Annotated in this window: 21 protein-coding genes; 9 read left to right on the top strand and 12 right to left on the bottom strand. The window is 73.4% G+C overall.

What is annotated here, in order from left to right; all coding sequences use genetic code 11:
• Positions 1-10: 10 nt before the first annotated feature.
• The 5 genes from ACYU7L_RS03520 to ACYU7L_RS03500 form a co-directional block, all read right to left on the bottom strand.
• Complete coding sequence (locus tag ACYU7L_RS03520) at positions 11-1,540, bottom strand: carboxyl transferase domain-containing protein (protein WP_460793839.1); 1,530 nt, start codon at positions 1,538-1,540, stop codon at positions 11-13.
• Between the two features lie 84 nt (positions 1,541-1,624).
• Positions 1,625-2,626: a Rossmann-fold NAD(P)-binding domain-containing protein gene (locus ACYU7L_RS03515; RefSeq protein ID WP_460793838.1), complete on the bottom strand. Its 1,002-nt coding sequence runs from the start codon at positions 2,624-2,626 to the stop codon at positions 1,625-1,627.
• 75 nt (positions 2,627-2,701) lie between these two features.
• A complete protein-coding gene (locus ACYU7L_RS03510; protein ID WP_460793837.1) occupies positions 2,702-4,189 on the bottom strand; it encodes a M1 family metallopeptidase in 1,488 nt (495 codons plus the stop codon).
• Positions 4,186-4,677, bottom strand: a complete 492-nt coding sequence (locus ACYU7L_RS03505; protein WP_460793836.1) for a GNAT family N-acetyltransferase — start codon at positions 4,675-4,677, stop codon at positions 4,186-4,188. Before ACYU7L_RS03505 ends, ACYU7L_RS03510 begins: the two co-directional genes overlap by 4 nt.
• On the bottom strand, positions 4,670-5,305 hold the full coding sequence (locus tag ACYU7L_RS03500) for an RNA polymerase sigma factor (RefSeq protein WP_460793835.1): 636 nt from the start codon (positions 5,303-5,305) through the stop codon (positions 4,670-4,672). Before ACYU7L_RS03500 ends, ACYU7L_RS03505 begins: the two co-directional genes overlap by 8 nt.
• 58 nt (positions 5,306-5,363) lie before the next feature.
• On the opposite strand from ACYU7L_RS03500, the gene ACYU7L_RS03495 reads away from it, so the two are divergent.
• Positions 5,364-6,851 (top strand): serine/threonine-protein kinase, encoded by a 1,488-nt coding sequence (locus ACYU7L_RS03495; protein ID WP_460796561.1) that lies wholly within the window; start codon positions 5,364-5,366, stop codon positions 6,849-6,851.
• 21 nt (positions 6,852-6,872) lie between these two features.
• On the opposite strand, the gene ACYU7L_RS03490 is transcribed toward ACYU7L_RS03495, so the two are convergent.
• Complete coding sequence (locus ACYU7L_RS03490; RefSeq protein WP_460793834.1) at positions 6,873-7,523, bottom strand: hypothetical protein; 651 nt, start codon at positions 7,521-7,523, stop codon at positions 6,873-6,875.
• An 82-nt stretch (positions 7,524-7,605) separates the two neighbouring features.
• On the opposite strand from ACYU7L_RS03490, the gene ACYU7L_RS03485 reads away from it, so the two are divergent.
• Complete coding sequence (locus ACYU7L_RS03485) at positions 7,606-9,126, top strand: amidohydrolase (protein WP_460793833.1); 1,521 nt, start codon at positions 7,606-7,608, stop codon at positions 9,124-9,126.
• A 155-nt stretch (positions 9,127-9,281) separates the two neighbouring features.
• On the opposite strand, the gene ACYU7L_RS03480 is transcribed toward ACYU7L_RS03485, so the two are convergent.
• A complete protein-coding gene (locus ACYU7L_RS03480; RefSeq protein ID WP_460793831.1) occupies positions 9,282-10,184 on the bottom strand; it encodes an SGNH/GDSL hydrolase family protein in 903 nt (300 codons plus the stop codon).
• A 43-nt stretch (positions 10,185-10,227) separates the two neighbouring features.
• Positions 10,228-11,424: a PucR family transcriptional regulator gene (locus tag ACYU7L_RS03475; RefSeq protein WP_460793830.1), complete on the bottom strand. Its 1,197-nt coding sequence runs from the start codon at positions 11,422-11,424 to the stop codon at positions 10,228-10,230.
• Positions 11,425-11,532: 108 nt separating this feature from the next.
• Between ACYU7L_RS03475 and ACYU7L_RS03470 the strand changes: the two genes are divergently transcribed.
• Positions 11,533-12,687 carry a ferredoxin reductase gene (locus ACYU7L_RS03470; protein ID WP_460793828.1) on the top strand — a complete coding sequence of 385 codons (1,155 nt, stop codon included), beginning with the start codon at positions 11,533-11,535 and terminating at the stop codon, positions 12,685-12,687.
• A 43-nt stretch (positions 12,688-12,730) separates the two neighbouring features.
• The gene (locus tag ACYU7L_RS03465; protein WP_460793827.1) at positions 12,731-13,972 is read left to right on the top strand and encodes a fatty acid desaturase family protein; all 1,242 of its coding nucleotides are present in this window, start codon (positions 12,731-12,733) and stop codon (positions 13,970-13,972) included.
• Positions 13,973-14,054: 82 nt separating this feature from the next.
• On the opposite strand, the gene ACYU7L_RS03460 is transcribed toward ACYU7L_RS03465, so the two are convergent.
• Positions 14,055-14,921 carry an SDR family oxidoreductase gene (locus tag ACYU7L_RS03460; RefSeq protein ID WP_460793825.1) on the bottom strand — a complete coding sequence of 289 codons (867 nt, stop codon included), beginning with the start codon at positions 14,919-14,921 and terminating at the stop codon, positions 14,055-14,057.
• A 114-nt stretch (positions 14,922-15,035) separates the two neighbouring features.
• On the opposite strand from ACYU7L_RS03460, the gene ACYU7L_RS03455 reads away from it, so the two are divergent.
• Positions 15,036-15,410 (top strand): winged helix-turn-helix transcriptional regulator, encoded by a 375-nt coding sequence (locus ACYU7L_RS03455; protein ID WP_460793824.1) that lies wholly within the window; start codon positions 15,036-15,038, stop codon positions 15,408-15,410.
• Positions 15,411-15,417: 7 nt separating this feature from the next.
• On the opposite strand, the gene ACYU7L_RS03450 is transcribed toward ACYU7L_RS03455, so the two are convergent.
• From ACYU7L_RS03450 to ACYU7L_RS03440, 3 genes are all read right to left on the bottom strand, one after another.
• A complete protein-coding gene (locus ACYU7L_RS03450) occupies positions 15,418-16,230 on the bottom strand; it encodes a hypothetical protein (protein ID WP_460793823.1) in 813 nt (270 codons plus the stop codon).
• An 86-nt stretch (positions 16,231-16,316) separates the two neighbouring features.
• Entirely contained in the window at positions 16,317-17,252 is a 936-nt protein-coding gene (locus ACYU7L_RS03445; protein WP_460793821.1) for an oxidoreductase, read from the bottom strand.
• On the bottom strand, positions 17,249-18,085 hold the full coding sequence (locus ACYU7L_RS03440; protein WP_460793820.1) for a maleylpyruvate isomerase family mycothiol-dependent enzyme: 837 nt from the start codon (positions 18,083-18,085) through the stop codon (positions 17,249-17,251). The genes ACYU7L_RS03445 and ACYU7L_RS03440 overlap by 4 nt, the downstream gene beginning before the upstream one ends.
• Positions 18,086-18,227: 142 nt before the next feature.
• On the opposite strand from ACYU7L_RS03440, the gene ACYU7L_RS03435 reads away from it, so the two are divergent.
• The 4 genes from ACYU7L_RS03435 (at position 18,228) to ACYU7L_RS03420 (ending at position 23,012) form a co-directional block, all read left to right on the top strand.
• Positions 18,228-18,647, top strand: coding sequence for a DUF1622 domain-containing protein (locus ACYU7L_RS03435; protein ID WP_460793818.1), 420 nt, complete (start codon positions 18,228-18,230; stop codon positions 18,645-18,647).
• Complete coding sequence (locus ACYU7L_RS03430) at positions 18,644-19,471, top strand: potassium channel family protein (RefSeq protein WP_460793816.1); 828 nt, start codon at positions 18,644-18,646, stop codon at positions 19,469-19,471. The genes ACYU7L_RS03435 and ACYU7L_RS03430 overlap by 4 nt, the downstream gene beginning before the upstream one ends.
• Positions 19,472-19,476: 5 nt before the next feature.
• On the top strand, positions 19,477-21,267 hold the full coding sequence (locus tag ACYU7L_RS03425) for an NHL domain-containing thioredoxin family protein (protein ID WP_460793814.1): 1,791 nt from the start codon (positions 19,477-19,479) through the stop codon (positions 21,265-21,267).
• Positions 21,268-21,605: 338 nt separating this feature from the next.
• Positions 21,606-23,012 (top strand): DEAD/DEAH box helicase, encoded by a 1,407-nt coding sequence (locus ACYU7L_RS03420; RefSeq protein ID WP_460793813.1) that lies wholly within the window; start codon positions 21,606-21,608, stop codon positions 23,010-23,012.
• The last annotated feature ends 38 nt before the right edge of the window (positions 23,013-23,050 follow it).

Genomic DNA, 23,050 nt, shown 5'->3' with positions numbered 1-23,050 from the left:
AGGTGCGAGCTCAGGTGTAGCGCAGGCTCCGCTGCTCCGCGGTCCCCGGCCCGCGCGCGAGCAGACCGGCCAGCTCGTGCTCCAGGACGCTGCCCAGCCGCTGGCAGAACGCCTCCGGCTCGTCGGCCGCGTCGGGCTGCTCGGCCACGATCCGGTCGACGATCCCACGCTCGTGCAGGTCGATGGCGCGCACCTTCTGCGCCCGCGCCATGTCGGGGGCGTGGTCGAGGTCGCGGTGCACGATCGCGCTCGCGCCCTCCGGCGGCAGCGGCGAGAGCCAGGCGTGCTGCGCGGCGACCACGCGGTCGGCCGGCAGGAACGCCAGCGCCCCGCCGCCGTTGCCCTCGCCGAGCATCAGGCACAGCGTCGGTGCGTCCAGCGTGACCAGGTCGGAGAGGCAGCGCGCGATCTCGCCCGCCAGGCCGCCGTTCTCCGCGTCCACCGAGAGCGCCGCGCCCTGGGTGTCGATGACCGTGACCAGCGGCAGCTTGAGCTCCGAGGCCAGCCGCATCCCGCGCCGCGCCTCCCGCAGGGCCTCGGGCCCCATCGGACGGTCCTTGGTCTGTCCGCGCCGGTCCTGGCCGAGGAAGACGCAGGGTGCGTCGCCGAAGCGGACCAGCGCGATCATCAGACCGGGGTCGGCCTCGCCCTGGCCGGTGCCGTTGAGGGGGACCACGTCGGTGGCGGCGTAGCGCAGCAGACGGCGTACGCCGGGTCGCTCGGGCCGCCGCGAGCGGGTGACCGCGTCCCAGGTCTCCACGTCGGGGATCGGGAGATCCTCCGGCGCGGGCACGGAGGCGATGCCGGTGCGCGGGGCCATCAGGATCCGCAGTGCCCGGTCGAGGATGTCGCCGATCTCGTCCGGCGGGACGACCGCGTCGATGATGCCGTGGGCGTAGAGGTTCTCCGAGGTCTGCACGCCCGCGGGGAACGGCTTGCCGTAGAGCGCCTCGTAGACGCGCGGCCCCAGGAAGCCCACGAGTGCCCCCGGCTCGGCCACCGTCACGTGCCCCAGCGAGCCCCACGAGGCCATCACCCCGCCGGTCGTGGGGTGGCGCAGGTAGACGAGGTAGGGCAGCCCGGCCTCCTTGTGCGCCGCCACGGCGGCGGTGATCCGCACCATCTGCACGAAGGCCGGCGTCCCCTCCTGCATCCGGGTGCCGCCGCTCACCGGAGCCGCCAGCAGCGGCAGCCCCTCGGCGGTCGCGCGCTCGATCGAGGCGACCAGCCGGTCCGCCGCGGCCCGTCCGATCGACCCGGCCAGGAAGCCGAACTCGCCCAGCACGACGGCCACCCGGCGCCCGCGCAGCAGGCCCTCCCCGGTCAGCACCGACTCGTCGACGCCGCTCTTCTCCTCCGCGCGCGCCAGCTCCGCGGCGTACTCCTCGGACAGCTCGCCGCGCACGGGCGTCTGGTCCCAGGAGGTCCACGACCCGTCGTCGAGGACGAGGTCGATGAGACCTTGGGCGCTGAGTCGCTGCGGCTTGACGGGCTGCGTCTTCTCGGGCTGCGTCTCTTCGGGCTGGGCCTGGTCGGTCATGTCTCGCAGGCTAGGTCACCGTGACGGGTGGCGGCGCTGGCGACAACAGGTGAAATGGGGAGCCTGTGATTGGCAGACCTGCGCTCAAGAGCGCGACCGCCAGGCGGCCAGGACCTCCGCCTCCTCGGCGCGGGTCAGCCCGGCGACGGCCGCGTCGGGGGTACGGCGCAGCCAGGCCAGCGTGTCCCGGGCGACCTCGGCGAGCGGGCGCGACACCAGCCCCGCCGCCGCCGCCGGGGCCGGATCGTGGGCGAGCATGCCGGCGTAGTCCGGCAGCGGCAGCCACAGCGGCACCGAGCGGGGCCCGGCCCAGGGCTCGACCCGCTGCTCGAGCAGGAACTCCTGCGGCACCCACGTGGGCGCGACCTGCACCCCGACGCCGGCAGCCACCTGCGCGATCAGCTCGCCGCGGGTGAGCTGCGGTCCGACCCCGTCGACCACCCCGGTCGTACGACACCCCGCGGCGTCGACGATCCACGAGGCGAGGTCGCGGACGTCGATGATCTGGACGACGTCGTCCGGCGAGCCGGGCGCGAGCACCTCGGGGTGGTCGCCAACGTCCGCCAGCCGCGCCGGCCAGTAGGCGAAGCGTCCCGACGGGTCGCCGGGGCCGCTGACCAGCCCCGGCCGGACCACGAACGCCGAGGCAGCACCGTCGAGGACCGCCCGCTCGCAGGCGACCTTGGCGGCGCCGTAGAGCTCGGGGGTGGCCATCGCGTCCTCGTCGGCGGCGAGGGCGACCGGGTCGAGCAGCGGCGTGACGCCCGGACCCCCGCCGGGCGTCGCGTGGTCGGCGTAGGCGCTGATCGAGGAGACGAACACCCAGTGCGCGTCCGGTACGACGCCCACCGCGGCGCGCACCCACGCGGGGTTGCGCGCGACGTCGACGACGGCGTCGAAGGGGCCGGCCCCGGCCAGCACGCCCGCGTCGCCGCGCACCCGGTCCAGCGGCACGTGGCGCACCCCGTCCGGCAGCGCCCCCGACGCGCCCCGGCAGGCCGCCACGACGTCGTGCCCGCGTCGTACCGCCTCGAGGGCGACCTCGCGAGAGAGGAAGACCGTGCCACCGAGCACCAGGATCCGCATCGACCCAGTGAACGCCCGGCGCCCCGGTCACCGCCAGCGACTTCGCGGACGGCGAACGCGCCTCAGCCGCGCGGCTCACTCACGAGCCGGCGACTGCTCTCCCAGCAGCCAGGCGTCGAAGAGGTCGGTGAGCTCCGTGCCGGTCTCCTCCTCGATCCAGGCGAGGTAGTCCTCCCGGGTGGCGTGCTCGTTGTCGTGCTCACGCGGCCACGCCCGCACCATCGACCAGAACGCCTCGTGCCCGACCCGGCCGCGCACCTCGTGCCACATCAGCGCCGGCGAGTAGTAGACGTTGCTCGACCCGAACGCGTCGCGGTCGAAGTCACCCGGCGGGCCGGCGTCGGCGCGCAGCGTGGGCTCGAAGCGTGCCCAGTCGTCCATCAGCGCGTCCACGCTGCGGCCCTCGTCCTGCGCCTCCCACACGCCCTGGAGGTACATCGCCATGCCCTCGTTCATCCACAGGTCGCGCCAGTCGCTGGGCGTCACCTGGTTGCCGTACCACTGGTGCACGACCTCGTGGACCAGCACCGCGGGGGACATCGCATAGTCGGTGTCGCCCAGGGTGAGCATCGTCTGGGTCTCCATCGCGCTGTCGGAGGGGACGACCACCACCCCGAGCGAGGAGAACGGGTAGGGCCCCAGCAGCTCCTCGGCCCAGTCCAGCGCCGGCCCCGTCTCCTGCACGGCCGTACGGGCGGCGGCGTCCCCGCGCGGCGTCCAGTAGGTCAGGGGCACCCCGCTGGTCGAGGTCGCCTCGGTGGCCTCGAGGTCGCCGATCGCCACGGTCACGACGTACGACGCCGCCGGCTCGTCGAGGTGCCAGTCGGTGGTGGTGCGGCCCGACTCCTCCTGGTGAGTGGTGAGCACCCCGTTGGCGACGCCGACCCACGGCGCGTCCACCCTCACCTCGATGTCGTAGAACGCCTCGTCGGAGGGGTGGTCGTTGACGGGATACCAGGTGAAGGCGCCGTAGGGCTCCTGCATCGTCCACACCTCGCCGGACTCCGTGATCGTCCAGCCGGTCTCGGCGGTGTCGGCGCGCCGCGTCGGCGGGCGAGCGGGCACGGGCGTGCCGGAGTAGCTGACGACCGCGACGTGGCGCCGATCGGCGCTGACCGGGGTCAGCACCACGAGGTCCTTGCCGTCGTGGCGGTGCTCCACGACCTCCCCGTCGACCTCGACCGAGGCCACGTCCAGGGCGCCGGCCAGGTCGAGCCGGAACGACGCGGCGTCCGCGGTGGCCCGGAAGGTGACCTGCGCCTCGGCGTCGAGGACGAGCGTGTCGGGGGACCAGTCGAGCGTGAGGTCGTAGTGCAGAGCGTCCACCCCCGGGTCGCCGACCTCGGGATAGAGGCTGTCCTCGCGCGGCTCGTCCTCGGCCAGCGCCAGGTCGGGCGCGCCGACGCTCTGGGGGGCCGGGGTGAGCGCTGCTGCCCCCTGGCCGGGTGAGCCGGGATCGGGCTCCCCTGAGGGCCCGTCGGCGAGCACCCACGCGACGCCTCCGGCGCCCAGGAGTACGACGAGCGCGGAGCCCGCGAGGGCGGTCCGCGCCCGACCCGTCACCCGGGCAGCTCCTTGGTCATCATCGCCACCGCCTTGGCGCCCTCGACGAGCTCGCCGACCTCGACGAAGCCACGGCGCGCGTGGAAGGTCAGCGACGGCTCGTTGGCCGGCCGGCTGTTGACCTCGAGCGCCAGCCGTCCGAAGGTCGCCGCGACCCGCTCCACCTCGTCGTACACCAGCCCGCCCAGACCCTGCCGGCGGAAGCGGTCCGCGAAGACGATCCGGTCGAGGTAGTAGAAGCCGTCGCCGTAGCGCTCGCCGAACCAGCGGTAGTTGGCCGAGTCGTACGACGAGCCCGGCGCGAAGGTGAGCACGAAGCCGGCGACCTCCCCGCCGACGTCGACCACGTCGGCGCGGTCGGCCAGGGCACGCAGCTCGACGAGCCGCGCCTCGTCCATCGGCGCCAGCAGCTCGACGTTGCGCTCGTTGAGCTCCAGCACGGCGGCCACGTCGGCCTCCGCGATCGGGCGCAGGCGGGGGTCAGCCACGGTCGTTCTCCTGAGGGTCCTGTTTCTGGGGGTGCTGCTCCTGCGGGTCCTGGGGCCGCAGCAGGGGCCGGACCAGCTGCCGGGCGTCGTGCACCCGCGACTTCACGGTCCCCACCGGCGACTGCGTGTGCGCCGCGATCTCGGCGTAGGTCAGGCCGTAGACGTCGCGCAGCAGCAGCGGCTCCACGAGCTGCGGGTGGTCGCGCTCCACGGTGGCGACGGCCTCGAGCAGGTCGAGCCGGGTGCCGGCGATGACGCTGGTCGTGCGCGGGTCCTGGCGACGCTCGAGCTGGGCGTCGTCGGTGCTGACCGCCTGGGTGCGCATCCGGCGGTAGGTCGAGCGGGCGGCGTTGAGCGCGATCACGTGCGCCCACGTGGTGAAGCGGCTGCGCCCCGAGAAGCTCGACAGCTTCGTCGCGATGCTGAGCAGCGCCTCCTGGCAGGCGTCCTCCGCGTCGGGCCCGTAGGGCAGCACGCCGCGGCACACGCTCAGGGCGCGGGGCCGGATCACGCCCAGCAGATCCTCCATCGCGTCGCGGTCGCCGGCCTGGGCGCGCAGCGCGAGCGCGTCGATCTCGTCCGGCGTGGGCGGGGTCCCAGCGTGCGAGGATCCGGAGCTCGAGGACATCTCATCCTTTCGGTGGATCCGCTGGTGGGGACGTCTGCAAGATAATGCACCCGTGTCCATGCCCAGCAGCCTCGGTCGCTACGCCGTCCGACGACGAATCGGGGCCGGTGGCTTCGCGACGGTCTGGCTCGCCTACGACGAGCAGCTCGACTCGCCGGTCGCGGTGAAGGTGCTCGCCGACAACTGGACCGAGGACCACCACGTGCGCGGCCGCTTCCTCGAGGAGGGCCGCTTCCTGCGCCGGGTCGAGTCGCCGCACGTGGTGACGGTGTACGACGCGGGCGAGCTCGCCGACGGCCGGCCCTACCTCGTGATGACCTACGCCGACCAGGGCACGCTCGCCGACCGCGTCGAGCGCGGCCCGGTCCCCGTCTCCGAGGCGCTGGAGATCGTGACCCAGGTCGGGCGCGGCCTGCAGGCGCTGCACGCGCGCGACGTGCTGCACCGCGACGTGAAGCCGGCCAACGTGCTGTTCCGGACGGTGGAGGGGAGCGGCTCGGCGGCGCGGGCGATGGTGGGCGACCTCGGGCTCGGCAAGGCGCTGGACATGTCGTCGCGGCTGACGATGATCGCCGGCTCCCCGTCGTACGTCGCGCCCGAGCAGGCCGTCGGTGAGCGGCTCGACGCGCGCGCGGACCTCTACTCGCTGGCCGCGATCACCTACCTGCTGCTCGCCGGCCGCGCGCCGTACTCCCACACCACGCTGAGCGCCGCGGCCGCCCCGACCGCACCTCCGCCGCTGCACGAGCTCACCGATCTGCCGCCCGCCGTCGACGCGGTGGTCCGGCGCGGGCTGGCGGTGGACCGCGAGGAGCGCTGGCCCGACATCGGGGCCTACCTCGTGGCGCTCGAGGAGGCGCTGAGCGGCGTGCCCGGGCGCGTCGTCGCGCACACCGACCCGGAGGCGACCGAGCGGATCATCGCCGCCGACCCGGAGCTGACCCGGCCCGGCGCCCGCCCGTCGTCGTCCTCCGGCCCCGCGACGGCTGCCCCCGAGCCTCCGCCGACCCGGCGTCGTCGTACCGCCGTGGCCCTCACCCTCGCGGCGCTCCTGGTGCCGGCCGCGGTCGGAGGGACGGTGGGCTACCTCGGCGGCTCCGGGCGCGAGCCCGAGCAGACCGTGACCGACGAACAGGGCGACCTCTCGGTGACCGTGCCGGGGTCCTGGCACCGGGCGCAGGCCGTCGACGGCTGGGTGCCCCCACAGCAGAGCGAGCGCTTCCCGGCGCTCTCGGTCGGCACCTCGGTCACGTGGGCCGACCCGGAGTCCGGGGGGCAGGGCGTCTTCGTGGGGCTGCTCCCGGGCGACGACCTGCCCAGCATGCTGCCCCAGCACGAGGAGTGCGCGGCGGCGTCCGAGCCGGTCTCGGACCAGTCGGACGGCGACGAGGCGCTGACGGTCTTCCACACCGGGTGTCCGAGCGGGGTGACCGTCGAGCGGGTGGTCCAGGTGACCGGCAGCCAGCTGCTGTGGGTCCAGGTCCGCAGCCAGGACCGGGCCACCGCCAACCGGGTCCTCGACGCGGTGCGCACGCACGGGATGTGAGCGCGCCCCGGCGGGCGACGATCAGTGCGAGGCGCCCTGGGTCACCCGGTCGAGCAGGTCGGCCATCCCGGCGCGGTCGACGACCCGGCCGGTGAGCGCGATCTGCGCATAGGCGGTGTCGGAGCCCAGGGACAGGAAGCGGTCCATGGTGAGGCGGCGGTAGCCCCGGCTGACGTAGGTCGCGACGAAGGTGTCGGCGGTGCGCGACTCGAGGTCGAACTCGTCGGTGACCGACTCCAGGGCCTCCAGCCGCTGCGCCAGTGCCGTGGCGACGCTCAACCGCTGGCTGCTGACGATCTTGACCCGCATCAGGTAGGTGTTCTCCAGCTGGTGGGGCGCCTCCCAGGTCCACTCGCCGAGCTCGATCTCCGTGCGGGTCCAGCCCTCGGGGGCCGGCACCCGCATCGTGCGCAGCCCGTAGCCGAGCTGCTCCTCGCTCAGCGGCAGGGCAGTCGCCAGCGGCGCGATCCCGGGGTCGGGGAGCACGTCCACGGGCGGGTCGATCGGGGCCGACGGCGACGTCGCCGGGAGCGGGGAGGCGCCGGCGATCCGCTTCGGCTCAGGGCGCAGCAGCTCCCCGGCCGCGAAGCCGCCCGCGCCGCTGATGACGAGTGCGGCGACCGCGATCGCGAGCAGGCGGCTGAGCGCGCGAGTGCGTGCCCTCCCCGTCATGGCGCCACCGTAGCGGCTGGTCCGCCTCGCTGAGGAGCCGCCCGGAGACGTCGGAACTGGCCCGGCCGCATAGCGTGAGCCCATGACGAGCTTCCTGCTGCGCCGCGCCCGGCTGGTGCCCATCGGCGCCGTGACGGTCCCGGACGCCCCCGTGGACGTGCTGGTCGAGCACGGCACCGTCGTCGAGGTCGGACCGAGCCTGCAGCGTCCCGCCGGTCTCGAGGAGGTCGACGCCGGCGGGCGCTGGCTGATCCCGGGGCTGTGGGACGCCCACGTCCACCTCGGCCAGTGGACGCTGGCCTCCCAGCGTCTCGACCTCGCCCACACGCACTCGCCGGAGGAGGCCACCCGGATGGTGGCCGAGCGGATCGCGGAGTACCCCGGCCATCCCGTCATCGGCTGGGGCCACCGCTCCGGCGGCTGGGACCGTGAGGTCACGGTCTCCGAGCTCGACGCGGTCTCGGGTGACACCGCCGTCGTGCTGATCAGCGGGGACGGCCACCACGCCTGGCTCAACACGGTCGCGCTGATGCACCTGGCACTGCCGGTGCGCGACTCGGTGGTCCGCGAGGCGGAGTGGTTCGCGGTCTATCCCCGCCTGGCGACGCTCGTGGGCAACGACGGCACCTCGCCGGAGGCCTACCGCCGTACCCTCGACGCGGCCGCGGCGATCGGGGTCACCGGGCTGGTGGACTTCGAGTTCAGCGGTGGGCCGCTGGAGTGGGCCGAGCGCTGGGGTCAGGGCTGCGACCAGCTGCGGATCCGGGTCGCGGCCTACGCCTCCGACCTCGACGCGGTGATCGGTGCCGGTCTGCGGACCGGTGACGCCCTGCCCGGCTGCGACGACCGGGCCACGATGGGGTCGCTGAAGATCATCTCCGACGGCTCGCTCAACACCCGGACGGCGTGGTGCTGCGAGCCGTACGCCGACGCGCACCGCCTGGAGTACCCCTGCGGCCAGCCCAACGTCTCCCCCGAGGAGCTGCGCGGCCTGCTCGCGAAGGCGCACGCGGTCGGCATCGACGTGGCGACGCACGCGATCGGCGACGCGGCCGTGGCCGAGGCGCTCGCGTCGTACGCCGACACGGGGGCGCGCGGCTCGATCGAGCACGCCCAGCTGGTCGGGCGCGCCGACGTACGCCGGATGGCCGAGCTCGGCATCCGCGCCAGCATCCAGCCCGCCCACCTGCTCGACGACCGCGACCTCACCGAGAAGATCTGGCAGGAGCGCTCCGAGCGGTGCTTCGCGTTCCGCTGGATGCTCGACGACGGGGTCCAGCTCGCGATGGGCTCCGACGCGCCGGTCTCGCCGCTCGACCCGTGGCTCGCCATGGCCGCCGCCGTGCACCGCAGCGCCGACGAGCGCGACGCCTGGCACCCCGAGCAGGCGCTCACCCCCGCCGAGGCCCTCGCCGCCTCCGTCGACGACCAGCCCACCGTGCAGCGCGGCTCGCGCGGCGACCTGGTGCTGCTAGACGCCGACCCGCTGGAGACCACCCACGTCCCCGGCCCGGAGGGCGCGGAGCTCGCCGCTGCCCGCCTGCGCCACATGCCCGTCGCCGCCACCTGGATCGCCGGCCTCAACGCCCACACCACCCTCTAGCGCGCACCCCGGCACCCCACCACCCGAGTCGGCGCAATTTCACAGCCCAGTCGGCGCAAGTTAACTGCCGAGTCGGCGCAGTTTCACGACAACCTGTCGTGAAGATGCGCCGACTCGAGGGTGAAGATGCGCCGACTCGGCTGGGGTGGGTGGGGCTAGAGCTGGTCGAGGATGAGGTCGGCGACGGCCCGCTGGTGCTCGGCGTAGGGGTGGAAGGCCAGGGCCCGGGCCGGGTCGGTCTGGGCACCGGCGATCCACGGCTCGTCGGCGCAGATGTCGCGGTCCTCGCTGGCCTCCCACGCGTCCACGTGGTCGACCCCGGCGTCCTCGGCGGCCTGCTCGACCGCGTCGGCGAGCGCCTCGTTGATGCCCCGGGCGTAGTCGTAGTCGCCCGCGGCGAGCGGCAGCAGCGTCGGGCAGGTGCCCGACTCCGGGATGATCTGCGGATAGCCGACCAGCAGGATCCTCGCCTCGGGCGCCCGGCGCTCGATCTCCTCCACCGCCGCGACGAGGCGGGGACGGATCTTGGCCACCGCCGTCTCCAGCGGGTCCGCCACCATGCCCGCGGCGAGCCCGTCGGCGCAGGGTGTCCCTGCGGGATCGACATCGCGCAGCCGCACGCACTCGCCGACCAGCGTGCTGAAGAGCGCGAAGTCGTTGCCGCCCATGCCGAGCGTCACGAGATCGGTCTCGGCGCTCAGCGGCTGGAGCTGAGGCGGGACCGTTCCGCCGAGGATGGGCTGGGGCTGGCGCAGGTGGGTGGTGTCGGCCCCGCTGCAGCTGCGGTCCTCCAGCTCGACGCCCTCGAGCTCGGCCGCGACCAGGCTCGGATAGTTGCCCGACGAGCGCAGGCACCCGTTGGCCGCGGTCTCCGGCACGAACGGCGCGGCGGTGTAGGAGTCCCCGAGCGCGACGTACTGCTCGTAGTCGGGTGCCTCGAGATCGGCCGGGGGAGCGACGTGGTCGACCCGCTCGGACCCGCCGCCGGCACCCTGACCGCACGCGGCGAGCGCGCCGAGCAGCGCCAAGGCGCCGAGGTGGCGCAGGGTGCGGTTCATGCCTGAGACGGTACGACGCGCGCCCTGACCCGTGCTCTCGGACTCAGGCCAGCGCCAGCGTCAGCTCCAGCACCGTCCGCGGGTCCTCGAGCCGCTCGCCGTACAGCTCGCGCAGCTGGCCCATCCGATACCGCACGGTCTGGGGGTGCACGAAGAGCTCGCTCGCGATCTCCTCGCGCCGACCCTGGTGCAGCAGCCAGGAGCGCAGGGTGTCCGCGAGCTTCTCCGCGGTGGCGGGCCGCAGCTCCGCCAGCGGAGCGAGCGCGCGGGCGCGCAGGTCGGCGCGCAGCTCGGGGTCGGCGGCGAGCAGCAGCTCGGGCAGGTGGTCGTCGGTGTCGACGGCGTCCGGGCTGGTGAGGCCGAGCTCGGCGGCCCGCACGGCCCGGGTGTACGACGCGCGGGCAGCGGTCCACGGGCGGGCTGGGCCGACCACGGCGCCGTGACCGGCGAGCGCGCGCAGCAGCGTCGTGCGCCGTCGGCCGTGGGCGTCGGGCACGAGCAGCAGGATGCGGTCGGCGAGGCCGGGCAGGTCCTCGCCGGTCTGCAGCGTCGCGGGGTCGAGCGAGGGCAGGGTGGTGCGGACCTGCAGGTCGGGGACGAGTACGGCGGTCAGCGTCTCGGGCGGCGTCCACTCCGCGCGCTCGGCCGCCGCGTGCAGGGCGTCGGCGGGCGCCTCGTCGAGGAGGAGGCGGACCAGGCGGTCGACCATCCGCTGACGGACCCGGCCGCTGGAGGCCAGCTCATCGGTGTGCCCAGCGGCGCTCGCGGCGGAGAGCTCGTCGATGTAGGCGAAGACCAGCTCGGCGAAGCCGGCCAGCGTGCCCGCGTCGATCCCGGCGCGCACGGCGGTGCCCGACATCTCGCGCCACGACACCCGCGCCCCGATCCGGTAGGCCGCCAGCAGGGCCTCCATCGAGCGGCCGGAGCGGGCCTCACCGCGGCCGAGCTGGTAGGCGCCCTCGACCGCGGGGGCGGCCGGAGTGCGCGGGTCGGCGCCGCGCCGGCCCGAGGCCAGCGAGATGAAGCCGCCGAGCGCCAGCTGGACGGCGTTGCGGATCGTGGCTCCCATCGCGCCGGAGAGGGCCCCGGCATAGCTGGGCACCTCCGAGATGATGGCGTCGACGGCGCTGTCGGCGACGGTCGGGAGGCTCGCGCGCATCTCCTCGATGGCCTCGGGGCTCAGCCGCAGGGTGCGGCCCACGGTGGCGCCGGCGACGCGGTGGGGCCGGTTCTCCGTCATCTTTGGGCCTCCCCGAGGCGATAAACTATGCGGACCGAACAACTCAGGTCCTTCACTTCACGCGAAGTGGTCAGGACTTTACACCCGGCGATGCAGGAGAGTGAACCTATGAGCAGTGCTGTCTCCTTCCGTCGACCCTCGGGGCGCAACCCGCTGGGTGTCACGCGCAGCCTGCGTGACGGCCTGCGCCGCGTCGCCGATGCCGCGGTCACGCCGCTCGAGCTCGACGACGTCCTCGATGTCTTCCACCCGCTGCGCGCCGGCGCCCCCCTGCGCGGCCGGATCGTGGAGGTCCGCTCCGAGACCTCCTCGTCCGCGACCCTGGTGATCAAGCCCGGCAAGGCGTGGACCGGTCACGTGCCGGGTCAGTACGTCCGCGTCGGCGCCGAGGTCGACGGCGTCCGGCTGTGGCGCACCTACTCGCTGACCCACGGGCCGCGCCCCGACGGCTGCATCTCCATCACCGTGAAGGCGATCCCGGACGGCGTCGTCTCCAACTACCTCGTGCACCGCTCGCGCGCCGGGCAGATGCTCCAGCTCGACCAGCCGCAGGGCGACTTCGTGCTCTCCGACCCGCTGCCGGCCAAGCTGCTGCTGGTGACCGCCGGCTCCGGCATCACGCCGGTCATCGGGATGCTGCGCAACCTGTTCTCCCGCGCGGTCCCCGCCGCCGGCGGTGCGGCGCACCCCGACCAGATCGTGCTGCTGCACTCCGCCCTCAGCCGCGCCGAGGTGATCTTCGGCGACGAGCTGCGCCGGTACGCCGCGGAGGGCCGCCTGCGCCTCATCGAGCTGCACACCGACATCGACGGCATGCTCGACGTCGCCGACCTGGAGCAGATCGTTCCCGACCTCGCCGAGCGCACGACGTACGCCTGCGGGCCGGTCGGCCTGCTCGACGCCCTCGAGGAGCACCACGGCGAGCGCGGCCTGCCGCTGCACCTGGAGCGCTTCCGCCCGGTGGTCGTCGCGCCCGTCGACGGCGAGGGCGGCGGCATCGTCACCTTCACCGACGGCACCTCGCTCGAGGCCGACGCCACCACCCCGATCCTCGACGCCGCCGAGAGCGCCGGCGTCCTGATGCCCAGCGGCTGCCGGATGGGCATCTGCATGGGCTGCGTGCTGCCGATGAAGGAGGGCGCCGTGCGCGACCTCCGCAACGGCGCGCTCACCGTCGCCGTCCCCGGAGAGACCGACCCGGGCGGCGTCCCCATCCAGACCTGCATCAGCGCCGCCGCCGGCGACTGCCAGATCAACCACTGACCCTCTTCTCCCCGCCCGCCCCCGCGAACGGAAGGACATCTCCATGACCGTGATGACCAAGAAGCCCGAGAACCCCACCGCCCACCTCACCGAGGCGGACATCGAGGACATCGGACGCCGGCTCGACGCGATCCGCCAGGAGGTCCTCGACGCCCGCGGCGAGCGCGACTCGGCCTACATCCGCAAGGTCGTCGACGTGCAGCGCAAGCTCGAGCTCGGCAGCCGCGCCGTCCTGCTCGCGTCGTCGTTCCCGCCCGCCTTCGTGGCCGGCACGATCGGCCTGAGCATCGCCAAGATCCTCGAGAACATGGAGATCGGGCACAACGTCATGCACGGCCAGTGGGACTGGATGCGCGACCCCAAGATCCACTCGACCACCTGGGAGTGGGACAACGCGTCGACCGCTGACGGGTGGAAGCACTCGCACAACGAGATCCACCACACCTACACGAACATCGTCGGCAAGGACAACGACCTCGGCTACGGCATCATGCGCGTCGACGAGGACCAGCGCTGGCACCCGATGTACCTCGGCCAGCCGCTGTGGAACTTCATCAACGCCTGCTTCTTCGAGTACGGCATCGCGGCCTACGACCTCGAGCTCGGCAAGAACCTGAGCATCCCGAAGGAGAAGCGCAGCGAGACGTTCAAGAACAACGCTCGCAAGACGCTGCGCAAGATCCGTCAGCAGGCCACCAAGGACTACGTCGTCCACCCGGCGCTGTCGATCCCGACCGGCTCGTTCCTGCCCACGCTGGCCGCGAACTTCACCGCCAACCTGGTGCGCAACGTGTGGTCGCACTCCGTGATCATGTGCGGCCACTTCCCCGAGGGCGTCGAGACCTTCGAGAAGAAGTCGATCCCCGAGAACGAGACGCGCGGTCAGTGGTACCTGCGCCAGATGCTCGGCTCGGCCAACATCTCCGGCTCCAAGGCGATGCACATCATGAGCGGCAACCTGTCGCACCAGATCGAGCACCACCTGTTCCCGGACCTGCCGAGCAACCGCTATGCCGAGGTGGCGCCGAAGGTCCGCGCGATCTTCGACGAGTACGGCCTGAACTACCACGAGGCGCCCCTGGTCAACCAGGTCGCGTCGGCCTGGCACAAGGTCGTCCGCCTGTCGCTGCCCAACGGCTGGCTCGCGGAGACCAAGCCGTCCAACGCCCCCAAGCAGCTGGCCAAGCTCTACAAGATGACGACCGGTGGGCCCAAGGTCCGTCGCGCCATCGAGGCGCGCTCGCGCCAGGAGGCCCGCCGCGCGGGGCACACCACCGCCGCCTGACCCGGCGCCAGATCCCGCTGCCCCGGCAGAAACTTCCGCAGCTTCAGGAGTTTCTGCCGGGTCAGTCGATTTTGGGGACGGGTCAGCTCTGGTGGGCGGCGACCGCGGCCCGGACGGCGTCGCTCATCGACGTGGTGGGACGCCCCAGCAGGCGGCTCAGGTCGCCGCTGGTGACCAGGAGGTCACCGCGGGCGATGCCGAGGTCGGAGTCGGCCAGGATCTCGGCGAAGGGCTGCGGGACGCCGGCACCGGCCAAGGCTCCGGCGAACTGCTCGGCGGGGAGGTCCTGGTAGATCACCTCGCGCCCGGCCGCCCGGCCGATCTCGGCTGCGAGCTCGGCGAGCGTGAACGCCTCGTCCCCGCCGAGCTCGAGCGCCTGACCGGCCTCGCCCTCGACCAGGACCGCGGCCGCGGCCTCGGCGAGGTCCGCACGGGTGGCCCCGCTGACGCGGCCCTCGCCGGCGCTGCCGAGGACGGCGCCGTGCTCGAGGGTGGTCGCGAGCTGGTCGGTGTAGTTCTCGACGTACCAGCCGTTGCGCAGCAGCGCGAAGGGCACGCCGGACGCGGCCAGCGTCCGCTCCGTCGTCTGGTGCTCCTCGGCCAGTCGCATGCCGGTGCTGCCGGCGTTGGCGATGCTGGTGTAGACGAGCAGGTCGACGCCCGCCTCGCGGGCGGCGTCGATCGCGTTGGCGTGCTGGGAAACGCGCTTGCCTACCTCGCTGGCGGAGACCAGCAGCACGCGCGTCGCCCCTGCGAAGGCCGCCTGCAGGGAGGAGGCGTCGTCATAGTCGGCGCGCCGAACCTGGACGCCCCGGTCGGCGACGTCGGCCAGCCGCGTGGTGTCGCGACCGGTGGCGACGATCTGCTCGGCCGGGACGCCCCGGTCGAGCAGAGCCTCGACGACGAGGCGTCCGAGGTGTCCGGTGGCGCCGGTGACGACGTAGGTCATGGATGGTTCCCTTCGCTGGCACGCGGCTCGGGCGCCGCGCTCGTGGAGGGGGAACCAGCAGCGAGGTCGGTGACTTCCCTGTGGAGAGTACGCACTTTGAAGTAAGGTACCCGCGTGACGGTAAGTGACCCCCTCGAGTACCTCCGTGACGGCCTGGTCGACGGCGTCTTCCCGGCCGGCTGTCCCAGCCGGGTCCTGCTCGACCACGTGACCAGCAAGTGGGGTGTGCTGATCCTCGTCTCGCTGGCCGAGGGGCCGCTGCGCTGGAGCGAGCTGCGCCGCCGCGCCGAGGGCGTCAGCGAGAAGATGCTCGCCCAGACGCTCAAGACACTGGAGCGTGACGGGCTCGTCGACCGGGCCGCCCAGCCGGTGATCCCGCCTCGCGTCGACTACAGCCTGACGCCGCTCGGACACGAGCTCTCGGCGGTCCTCGCCCCGCTGCTGGCCTGGGTCGTCCAGCACGCCGAGGAGATCGTCGCCGAGCGCTGACCCGGCGTTACAGCTCGTTGGTCGTGCGGGGCTCCTCGGTCGTGCGGGGCCCGGCTGTGGGGGTGGCCGCGGCGGTGCGCAGCGCGTCCTGCTTGCGGCGGCGGTTGACCTCTCCACGGGCCAGCACGGCGGCGAGGACCACGGGCCAGACGTACTTCGCGTGATCCAGGATCCAGCGCAGCCAGCCGGGCAGCTGCCAGCTCGGAAGGCTCCAGTCGGGCCACGGGATCTCGGGCCAGGGGATCTCGGGCCAGGGGATCGACGGCCACGGGATGGACGGCAAGGGAATGTCGGGCCAGGGGATCGAGGGCCAGGGCAGCGAGACCGCGAAGCGTACGGCGAGCAGCCCCAGCACCAGCGGCACGACGACCGTCGCGACGCCGCCCGCCGTGCGCAGGAGCAGGTAGCGCTGCGGGTGGAGGCGGATCATCTCCTCCCGCCGAGCGGCCCGTGAGCCGGGCTCGGGGAGCAGGTCCAGGCCGCCGAGACCCAGCGCCGCCTGTGCCGCCGCGGTGCCCTCCGCCGCGCCGCCGTCACCCTCGTCTGCGCTGAACAGCGTGACCCGGCGCGGCCCACCGAACGTCGAGCAGCGCACTGCGACGGCCAGGTCCGGAAGGCCGGGTGGGGCGGCGTCCTCCGGCGGGACCAGCCGGACCTTGTCGTCGCTGGACTTGCGGCGCACGACCTCGACCCCGTCGACGTACCAGGTGAGCTCGCGGGACAGCCCGGCGACGCGGATGTCGACGCGGTGCTCGCGCCCCTCGACGGTCAGCTCCCAGCGCTGGGGGCCCTTCTTCTGCGGTCCCGTCGTCTCACCCACGACCCCGACGCTAGGGCCTCGCAGGAACAGCGCACATCGGGCGCAGGGAGCGGTCGGGACCTACTTTGGTCGGGGCTCGCGGCTGCTCAGGGCCAGGTCAGCCCGACCGCCTGCTCGCTGATCTCCCACAGCCGGCGCGCAGCCTCGGGGTCGCGCGAGAGCCGGTTGCCCTCGACGACGCGCGGCTTGCCCCGCCCCTGCTGGAAGCCGTCCGGGCCGCAGTAGGTGCCGCCCGGCAGGTCGGCGGTCGCCGCCATCAGGCTCGGCAGCGCCCCGTCGGCCGCCGGCTGCGCGACCGCGCCGATCGTCGCGTTGAGGATCGACGCGCGTCCGCCGGCCGGCCGGCCGTAGCGACCGTTGGAGGCCAGGTGCGTGGCGGCGAAGCCGGGGTGGGAGGCGAGCGCCTTCACAGGGATCGCGGCCTCACGGGCCCGCCGGTCGAGCTCGGCGGTGAACAGCAGGTTGGCCAGCTTGCTCTCGGCGTAGGAGACCCACCGGTGGTAGTGCGGACGCGGCGTCCGAGGCTCGTCGAGCGGTGCCTTGCGGGCGAGGCGGTGCATCTGCGAGGACACCGAAACGACCCGGCCCGCGCCGCTGGCGACCAGCTGGGGAAGCAGCAGTCCGGTGAGCAGGAACGGTCCGAAGTGGTTGGTGCCCATCTGGAGCTCGAACCCGTCGCGGGTGCGCTGGTGGTCGGTGCCCATCACGCCGGCGTTGTTGACGAGCACGTCGATCGGGCCGAACGCCGCCGCGTGGCCGGCCGCGAGACGGACCGACGACAGGTCGGCGAGGTCTACGACGAGCTGCTCCAGACGGGCGCCGGGGTGCTCGGCCTCGAGCTGTCGGGCCGTCGCCGCCAGGCGCTTCTCGTCCCTGGCACCGAGCACGACGCGAGCCCCGCGGCGAGCCAGCTCGAGGGCCGTGTAGTAGCCCAGCCCGCTGGTGACGCCGGTGACGAGGATGGTGCGGTCGGCCTGGTCGGGCATGTCCGTCAGCTCCCAGGGCAGTGGACGCACGCTCATGGCGTCACCGTCAGCGCGGCGAGGATGCGACGACCGAGCTCCTGGTCGCCGTCGACGGTGACGTGCTCGTCGGCGTGCGCCTGCTCGGGCGTGCGTCGGCCCCCGGCCAGCACGATGAAGGTCTCGCGATCCATCGCCAGTCGCACGGTCGGCTCGGCCGGGGCGGCGGGGAGCCGCTCGCCGCGACCGTGCTCGTTGACCGTCGCCGCCACCGGGTCGCTGCCCGCGACCGCGAGCACGATCGTCGTACCGGCCGGAGCCTCGACCTTCTTGGCCAGCACGTAGCCGATGCTCTCGGCGAGGTAGTCGGCCGTGTGCTTGGCCGCCACCGTGTCGAGGTTGCCAGGGATCCCGACCGCGCGGCGGATGTCCTGCTCGTGCATCCAGATGTCGAGGGGACGGTTGCGCAGCAGCGTGTCGACGCTCCAGCCCAGGTCGCCGAACGGGGACTGCGCGGGCACCGAGCCGTCCGTGGGCGGGTCGGCGAGCAGCAGGGTGCGCCGCCGGGTCGCCATCTCGCGGATCTCGTTGATCAGCTCGTCGGGCGAACGATCCCGCCGGGCGACCACGCCCTGCTCGGTGAAGGTGGCCATCATGCTCGTCACGTGGGCGGGCTGGCCGATGTCGACAGGCTCGTCGACGACGCCGTTGAGCAGCGCCTCGAGGTGGGCGATGTGGGCGGCGACGGCGTGCACGTCCCACCCGGCCAGGTCGGTGGGGGCCCGCCACTGCTCGGGCGACAGGGCCTCGAGCAGATCGGTGAAGTCGTCGACGGCGTCCCACCACACGTCGACGAGGCCGGCCAGGCGCTGGGACTGCGTGGGCTCGCTCATGCGCGACACCCTAGTGGCGGGCGGGGACGTCCCGGGAGACCCCGATCCGCGGATCGGTCGCCGGGGTGCTCCGGGACGGCCGATCGCCGCCGTGCTGCCTGTCGGGCGGCTGGTCGACGGGTCGGCTGGGTACTGACCCGCCATGGATCTCGACGACGTACTCCCCGAGGAGCACCTGCGCGACGCGGTCGACCTCTTCGTCCGGCTCGTGGAGGCGGCGGGGGCAGCCGTCATCGTCATCGGCGCACTGATCGCGATCGTCGGGTTCGTGCGGGTGCTGCCACGACGCGATCCGCGCCTCTTCGTGCCGGTCCGTCTCTCGTTGGGGCGCTTCCTCGCGCTCGGCCTGGAGCTGCAGCTGGCCTCCGACATCCTCAGCACGGCCATCGCCCCGTCGTTCGAGGAGCTCGGCAAGCTGGCGGCGGTCGCGGCGATCCGGACTGCGCTCAACTTCTTCCTCGCCCGCGAGATCCGCGAGGAGCAGGAGCTCCTCGACGCCGAGCGGACGCCTGAGCGGGCTCCCGAACGGGCTCCTGACCAGGCCCAAGAGCGGACACAGTGACGGAGGCGGGAGCAGCGTCGTGGCTGCGCCGGCTGCGCGCCGACAACGGCTACGAGCGCTGGGCAGGCCGCGCCGATCCACCGCTGCTGCTGCTCGCGCTGGCCTTCGTGGTGGTCCTCGTCGTGCCGCTGGCGGTCACCGTCCCCAGCCCGTACGACGTGCTGCTGACCGCCGTGAGCGCGCTGATCTGGCTGGCGTTCGCCCTCGACTACGTGATCCGGCTCTACCTGGCGCCCGACCGCGGGCGTTACGTCCGCACCCACCTGGTGGACCTCCTCGTGGTGCTGCTCCCGATGCTGCGCCCGCTGCGGGCGTTCACGCTGCTGCGCGCCGTACCCCTCGGCTCGGCCGCCGTGCTCGCCCACCAGCGGGCCACCCACTCCCTGCACGCGCGGGTCACCGCCTACGTCCTGTCCGCCGTGGTGGTCGCGCTCCTGGTCGGCGGGGTCGCCGTGCACGAGGCCGAGCGGCGCTCGCCGGACGCCACCATCGACTCCGTCGCCGACGGCATCTGGTGGGCGGTCGTGACCGTGACGACCGTCGGCTACGGCGACGAGCACCCGGTGACGCTGGGCGGCCGGATCGTCGCGGTCGCGCTGATGCTGGTCGGGATCGCGCTGATCGGCGTGGTCACCGGGGCGATCGCCACGTGGTTCGTCGACCGGCTGCGCGACGAGGACCGGGACGAGGAGCAGGCCGCCGAGGAGCGGGTGGAGGCCACGCTCGACGACGTGCTCGCCGAGCTGCGTGCGATCCGGGCACGTCTGGACGCTCTGGAGGAGGGGACCACCTGGCGCCTGCCCGGCACCGAACGGGGAGAATGATCCTCATGACCACCCGTCCCCGTGTCCGCGCCCCCGAGCTCGCCGGTCGCGGCTGGCTGAACACCGACGGCCCCCTCTCGCTGAGCGACCTGCGCGGCCGCTTCGTGCTGCTCGACTTCTGGACCTTCTGCTGCGTCAACTGCCTGCACGTGATCGACGAGCTGCGGCCGCTGGAGGAGAAGTACGCCGAGGAGCTCGTCGTCGTCGGCGTGCACTCGCCGAAGTTCGTCCACGAGGCGGACCCGGTGGCGCTGACCCAGGCCGTCGAGCGGTACGGCGTGCACCACCCCGTGCTCGACGACCCCGAGCTCATCACCTGGCAGGCCTACACCGCGCGCGCCTGGCCGACGCTCGTGCTGGTCGACCCGACGGGCTACGTCGTCGCGCACTACGCCGGCGAGGGCCACGTCCACGCGATCGACCGGCTGCTCGGCGAGCTCGTCGAGGAGCACCGCGAGCGCGGGACGCTGCAGCCGGGCGACTCGCCGTACGTCGCCCCCGTCGTGGAGCCCACCGACCTGCGCTTCCCGGCCAAGGCGGTCCGGCTCGCCAGCGGGCACACGCTCGTCGCCGACGCGGGCCACGACGAGGTCGTCGAGCTCGACGCCGAGGACCACGTCGTACGCCGCATCGGCGGCTTCGCGGAGCCCAACGGCCTGTGCCTGCTGCCCGCGGACCTCGCCGCCGAGGTGGGGTACGACGTGGTGGTCGCCGACACCGTGCACCACCAGCTGCGCGGGATCACGCTCGCGACCGGCGACGTGCGCGTGCTCGCCGGCGACGGCAGACAGTGGTTCGAGGGCGACGGGACGACGCGGCTCTCCAGCCCGTGGGACGTCGCGTGGTGGCAGGACCGGGTCTGGGTCGCGATGGCCGGGATCCACCAGCTGTGGACCTTCGACCCGCGGACCGGCTCGGTCGAGGTCGCGGCCGGCACGGCCAACGAGGGACTGCTCGACGGGGCGCCGGTGCAGGCGTGGTTCGCCCAGACCTCCGGGCTGGCCGCCGACGGCGACCGGCTCTGGCTGGCCGACAGCGAGACGTCGTCGCTGCGGTGGGTCGAGGCGGTCGACGGTGCGCTGCAGGTGAGGACCGCGGTCGGGTCGGGGCTCTTCGACTTTGGCTTCCGTGACGGACCGGCCGGCGAGGCGCTGCTGCAGCACCCGCTCGGCGTCACCGTGCTCCCCGACGGCAGCGTCGCGGTGTGCGACACCTACAACGGTGCGGTGCGTCGCTTCGAGCCGGCTTCCGGAGGGGCGGGCGGGGCGGGCGAGATGACCACGCTGGCGACCGGCCTGGTCGAGCCGAGCGGCGCCTTCGTGGACGGCGAGCACCTCGTGGTCGTCGAGTCGGGCGCCCACGCGCTCACCCGGGTCCCCCTCGGGTCCGCCGCCGTGGTCGACGGGTTCGCGCACACCACGCAGCGGCCGGTCACCGAGGTGGCGGCGAGCATGGAGCTGGTCGTGGTCTTCGAGCCGCCGCCCGGCCAGAAGGTCGACGACCGCTTCGGGCCGCCCTCGCAGCTGATGGTCACCTCGACCCCGCCGGCGCTGATCCGCGAGGGGGAGGGCCGCGGCACCGACTTGACCCGCACGCTCGTCCTCGACGCGGCCGTCGGCGACGGCGTACTCCACATCGCGGCCCGCGCCGCCTCCTGCGACCAGGTCGCCGAGGGCGAGGACGGCGAGGGCGCCGCCTGCCACATGCACCAGCAGGACTGGGGCGTCCCGATCCGCATCGCGACGACGGGCGAGCCGACGCTGACCCTGCCGCTGGGGGGCCGCCCCGCCGACTGACGCCCCTCATGTAACGCGGGGTTATCTGGTCCACCACAGCGAAATAGCGCTGTGGGAGTTCGGATAACCCCGCGTTACATGGGGGCGGGGGTACGGCGGGCGGCGGTGTTGACGATTCGTCGGATCAGCCGCACTGTCCGTAAGGTAGGCCTCAGCCAGTGGCCCCTCGATCGAGGAGATGGCCGCTCATTCTCTTTGTTCCCGGTGTGGTGCGCAGCTCTCGATCGCGCGAAGACCAGTCGAGTCGGGTGCCCAGAGACAACGCGTCTCGCAAGGCTCACCGGACCACGCCGTGGCTCGTCGCGCAGACGCTTCTCCACGCGAAAGTTCTCCTACGCATGTCTGCGCCTGCATTCGCTGCACCCGCCTCCAGCTCCGACGTCCCCAGCACGGACGGCCCCACCGACGGCCCCGCGATCGACGCGGGCAGCACCGCCTTCTCCGACCTGCCCGACGCGCTGATCGCCGCGCTCGCCGTGCAGGGCATCACCGCCCCGACCTCGGTCCAGGCCGCGGTCATCCCCGACGCCCGCGCGGGCCACGACCTCCTGGGTCGCGCGCAGACCGGCTCGGGCAAGACCCTCGCCTTCGGCCTCCCCGTCCTCGCCCGCCTCGCGGGTGAGCGCAGCCGGCCCAACTTCCCGCGCTCGATCATCGTGGTCCCGACCCGCGAGCTCGCCCAGCAGGTCAGCCGCGCGCTGCACCCGCTGGCCAACTCGCTGAACCTCAAGATGACGACCGTCTACGGCGGCACGCCGTACGACCGCCAGGTGCGCGCGCTGCGCAACCGCGCCGACATCGTCGTCGCGACTCCGGGCCGTCTCGACGACCTGATCAAGCAGGGTCACTGCAAGCTCGACGACATCCAGATCACGGTGCTCGACGAGGCCGACCACCTGTGCGACCTGGGCTTCTACCCCGCCATCGACAAGCTGGTCGGGATGACGCCGGCCGGGAGCCAGCGGATGCTGCTCTCCGCGACGCTCGACGGTGACGTCGACCGCCTGGTCCGCAAGCACCTGCGCGACCCGAAGGTCCACCAGCTCGACCCCAACGCCGGTGCGGTCACCACGATGACCCACCACACGATGGTCGTCGGCGGCTTCCGCGACAAGGTCGACGCCGCGGTCAAGCTGGTCACGGCCAACGGCCGCACCATCCTCTTCACCCGGACCCGCGACGGCGCCGTCGAGCTGGCCGAGGCGCTCACCGCCGCCGGCGTCGAGGCCGTCGACCTGCACGGCAACCTGTCGCAGCGCGTGCGCGAGCGCAACCTGCACAAGTTCTCCTCCGGCAAGGTGCAGGCCGTCGTGGCCACCGACGTCGCCGCCCGCGGCATCCACGTCGACGGCATCGACCTGGTCATCCACTTCGACCAGGCCAACGACCCCAAGGCCTACCTGCACCGCTCGGGCCGTACGGCCCGCGCCGGCACGTCCGGCTGCGTCATCACGATCTCGACCCCGAAGTTCGTCGACCAGCTGGTCCGCCTGCAGCGCAACGCCGGCGTGGAGGTGCGTCACCACGACATCCGCACCGCCCCGCAGCCGATGACCGCCGAGGCGCTGTCCACCTCCGGCGACACGACCGCCCCGCGGCCGTCGTCCTCGTCGTCGGGGTCGCGTCGTCCCCAGGGCGGCCGCTCGTCGTACGCCGGCGGCTCGCGACGCCCCGAGGGACGTTCAGGCCGCAGTGACTCGGGCCGCAATGACTCGCGCGGACACGAGCGTCGCCGCTCCTTCTGAGCCGCGACCCTCTGCTCTCGAGCGACGCCCTCACGGGC

It is taken from the genome of Nocardioides pacificus, from assembly GCF_054775955.1.
The sequence above is the reverse complement of the archived record's forward strand: the minus strand, read 5'-3'. Positions and strand labels throughout refer to the sequence as shown.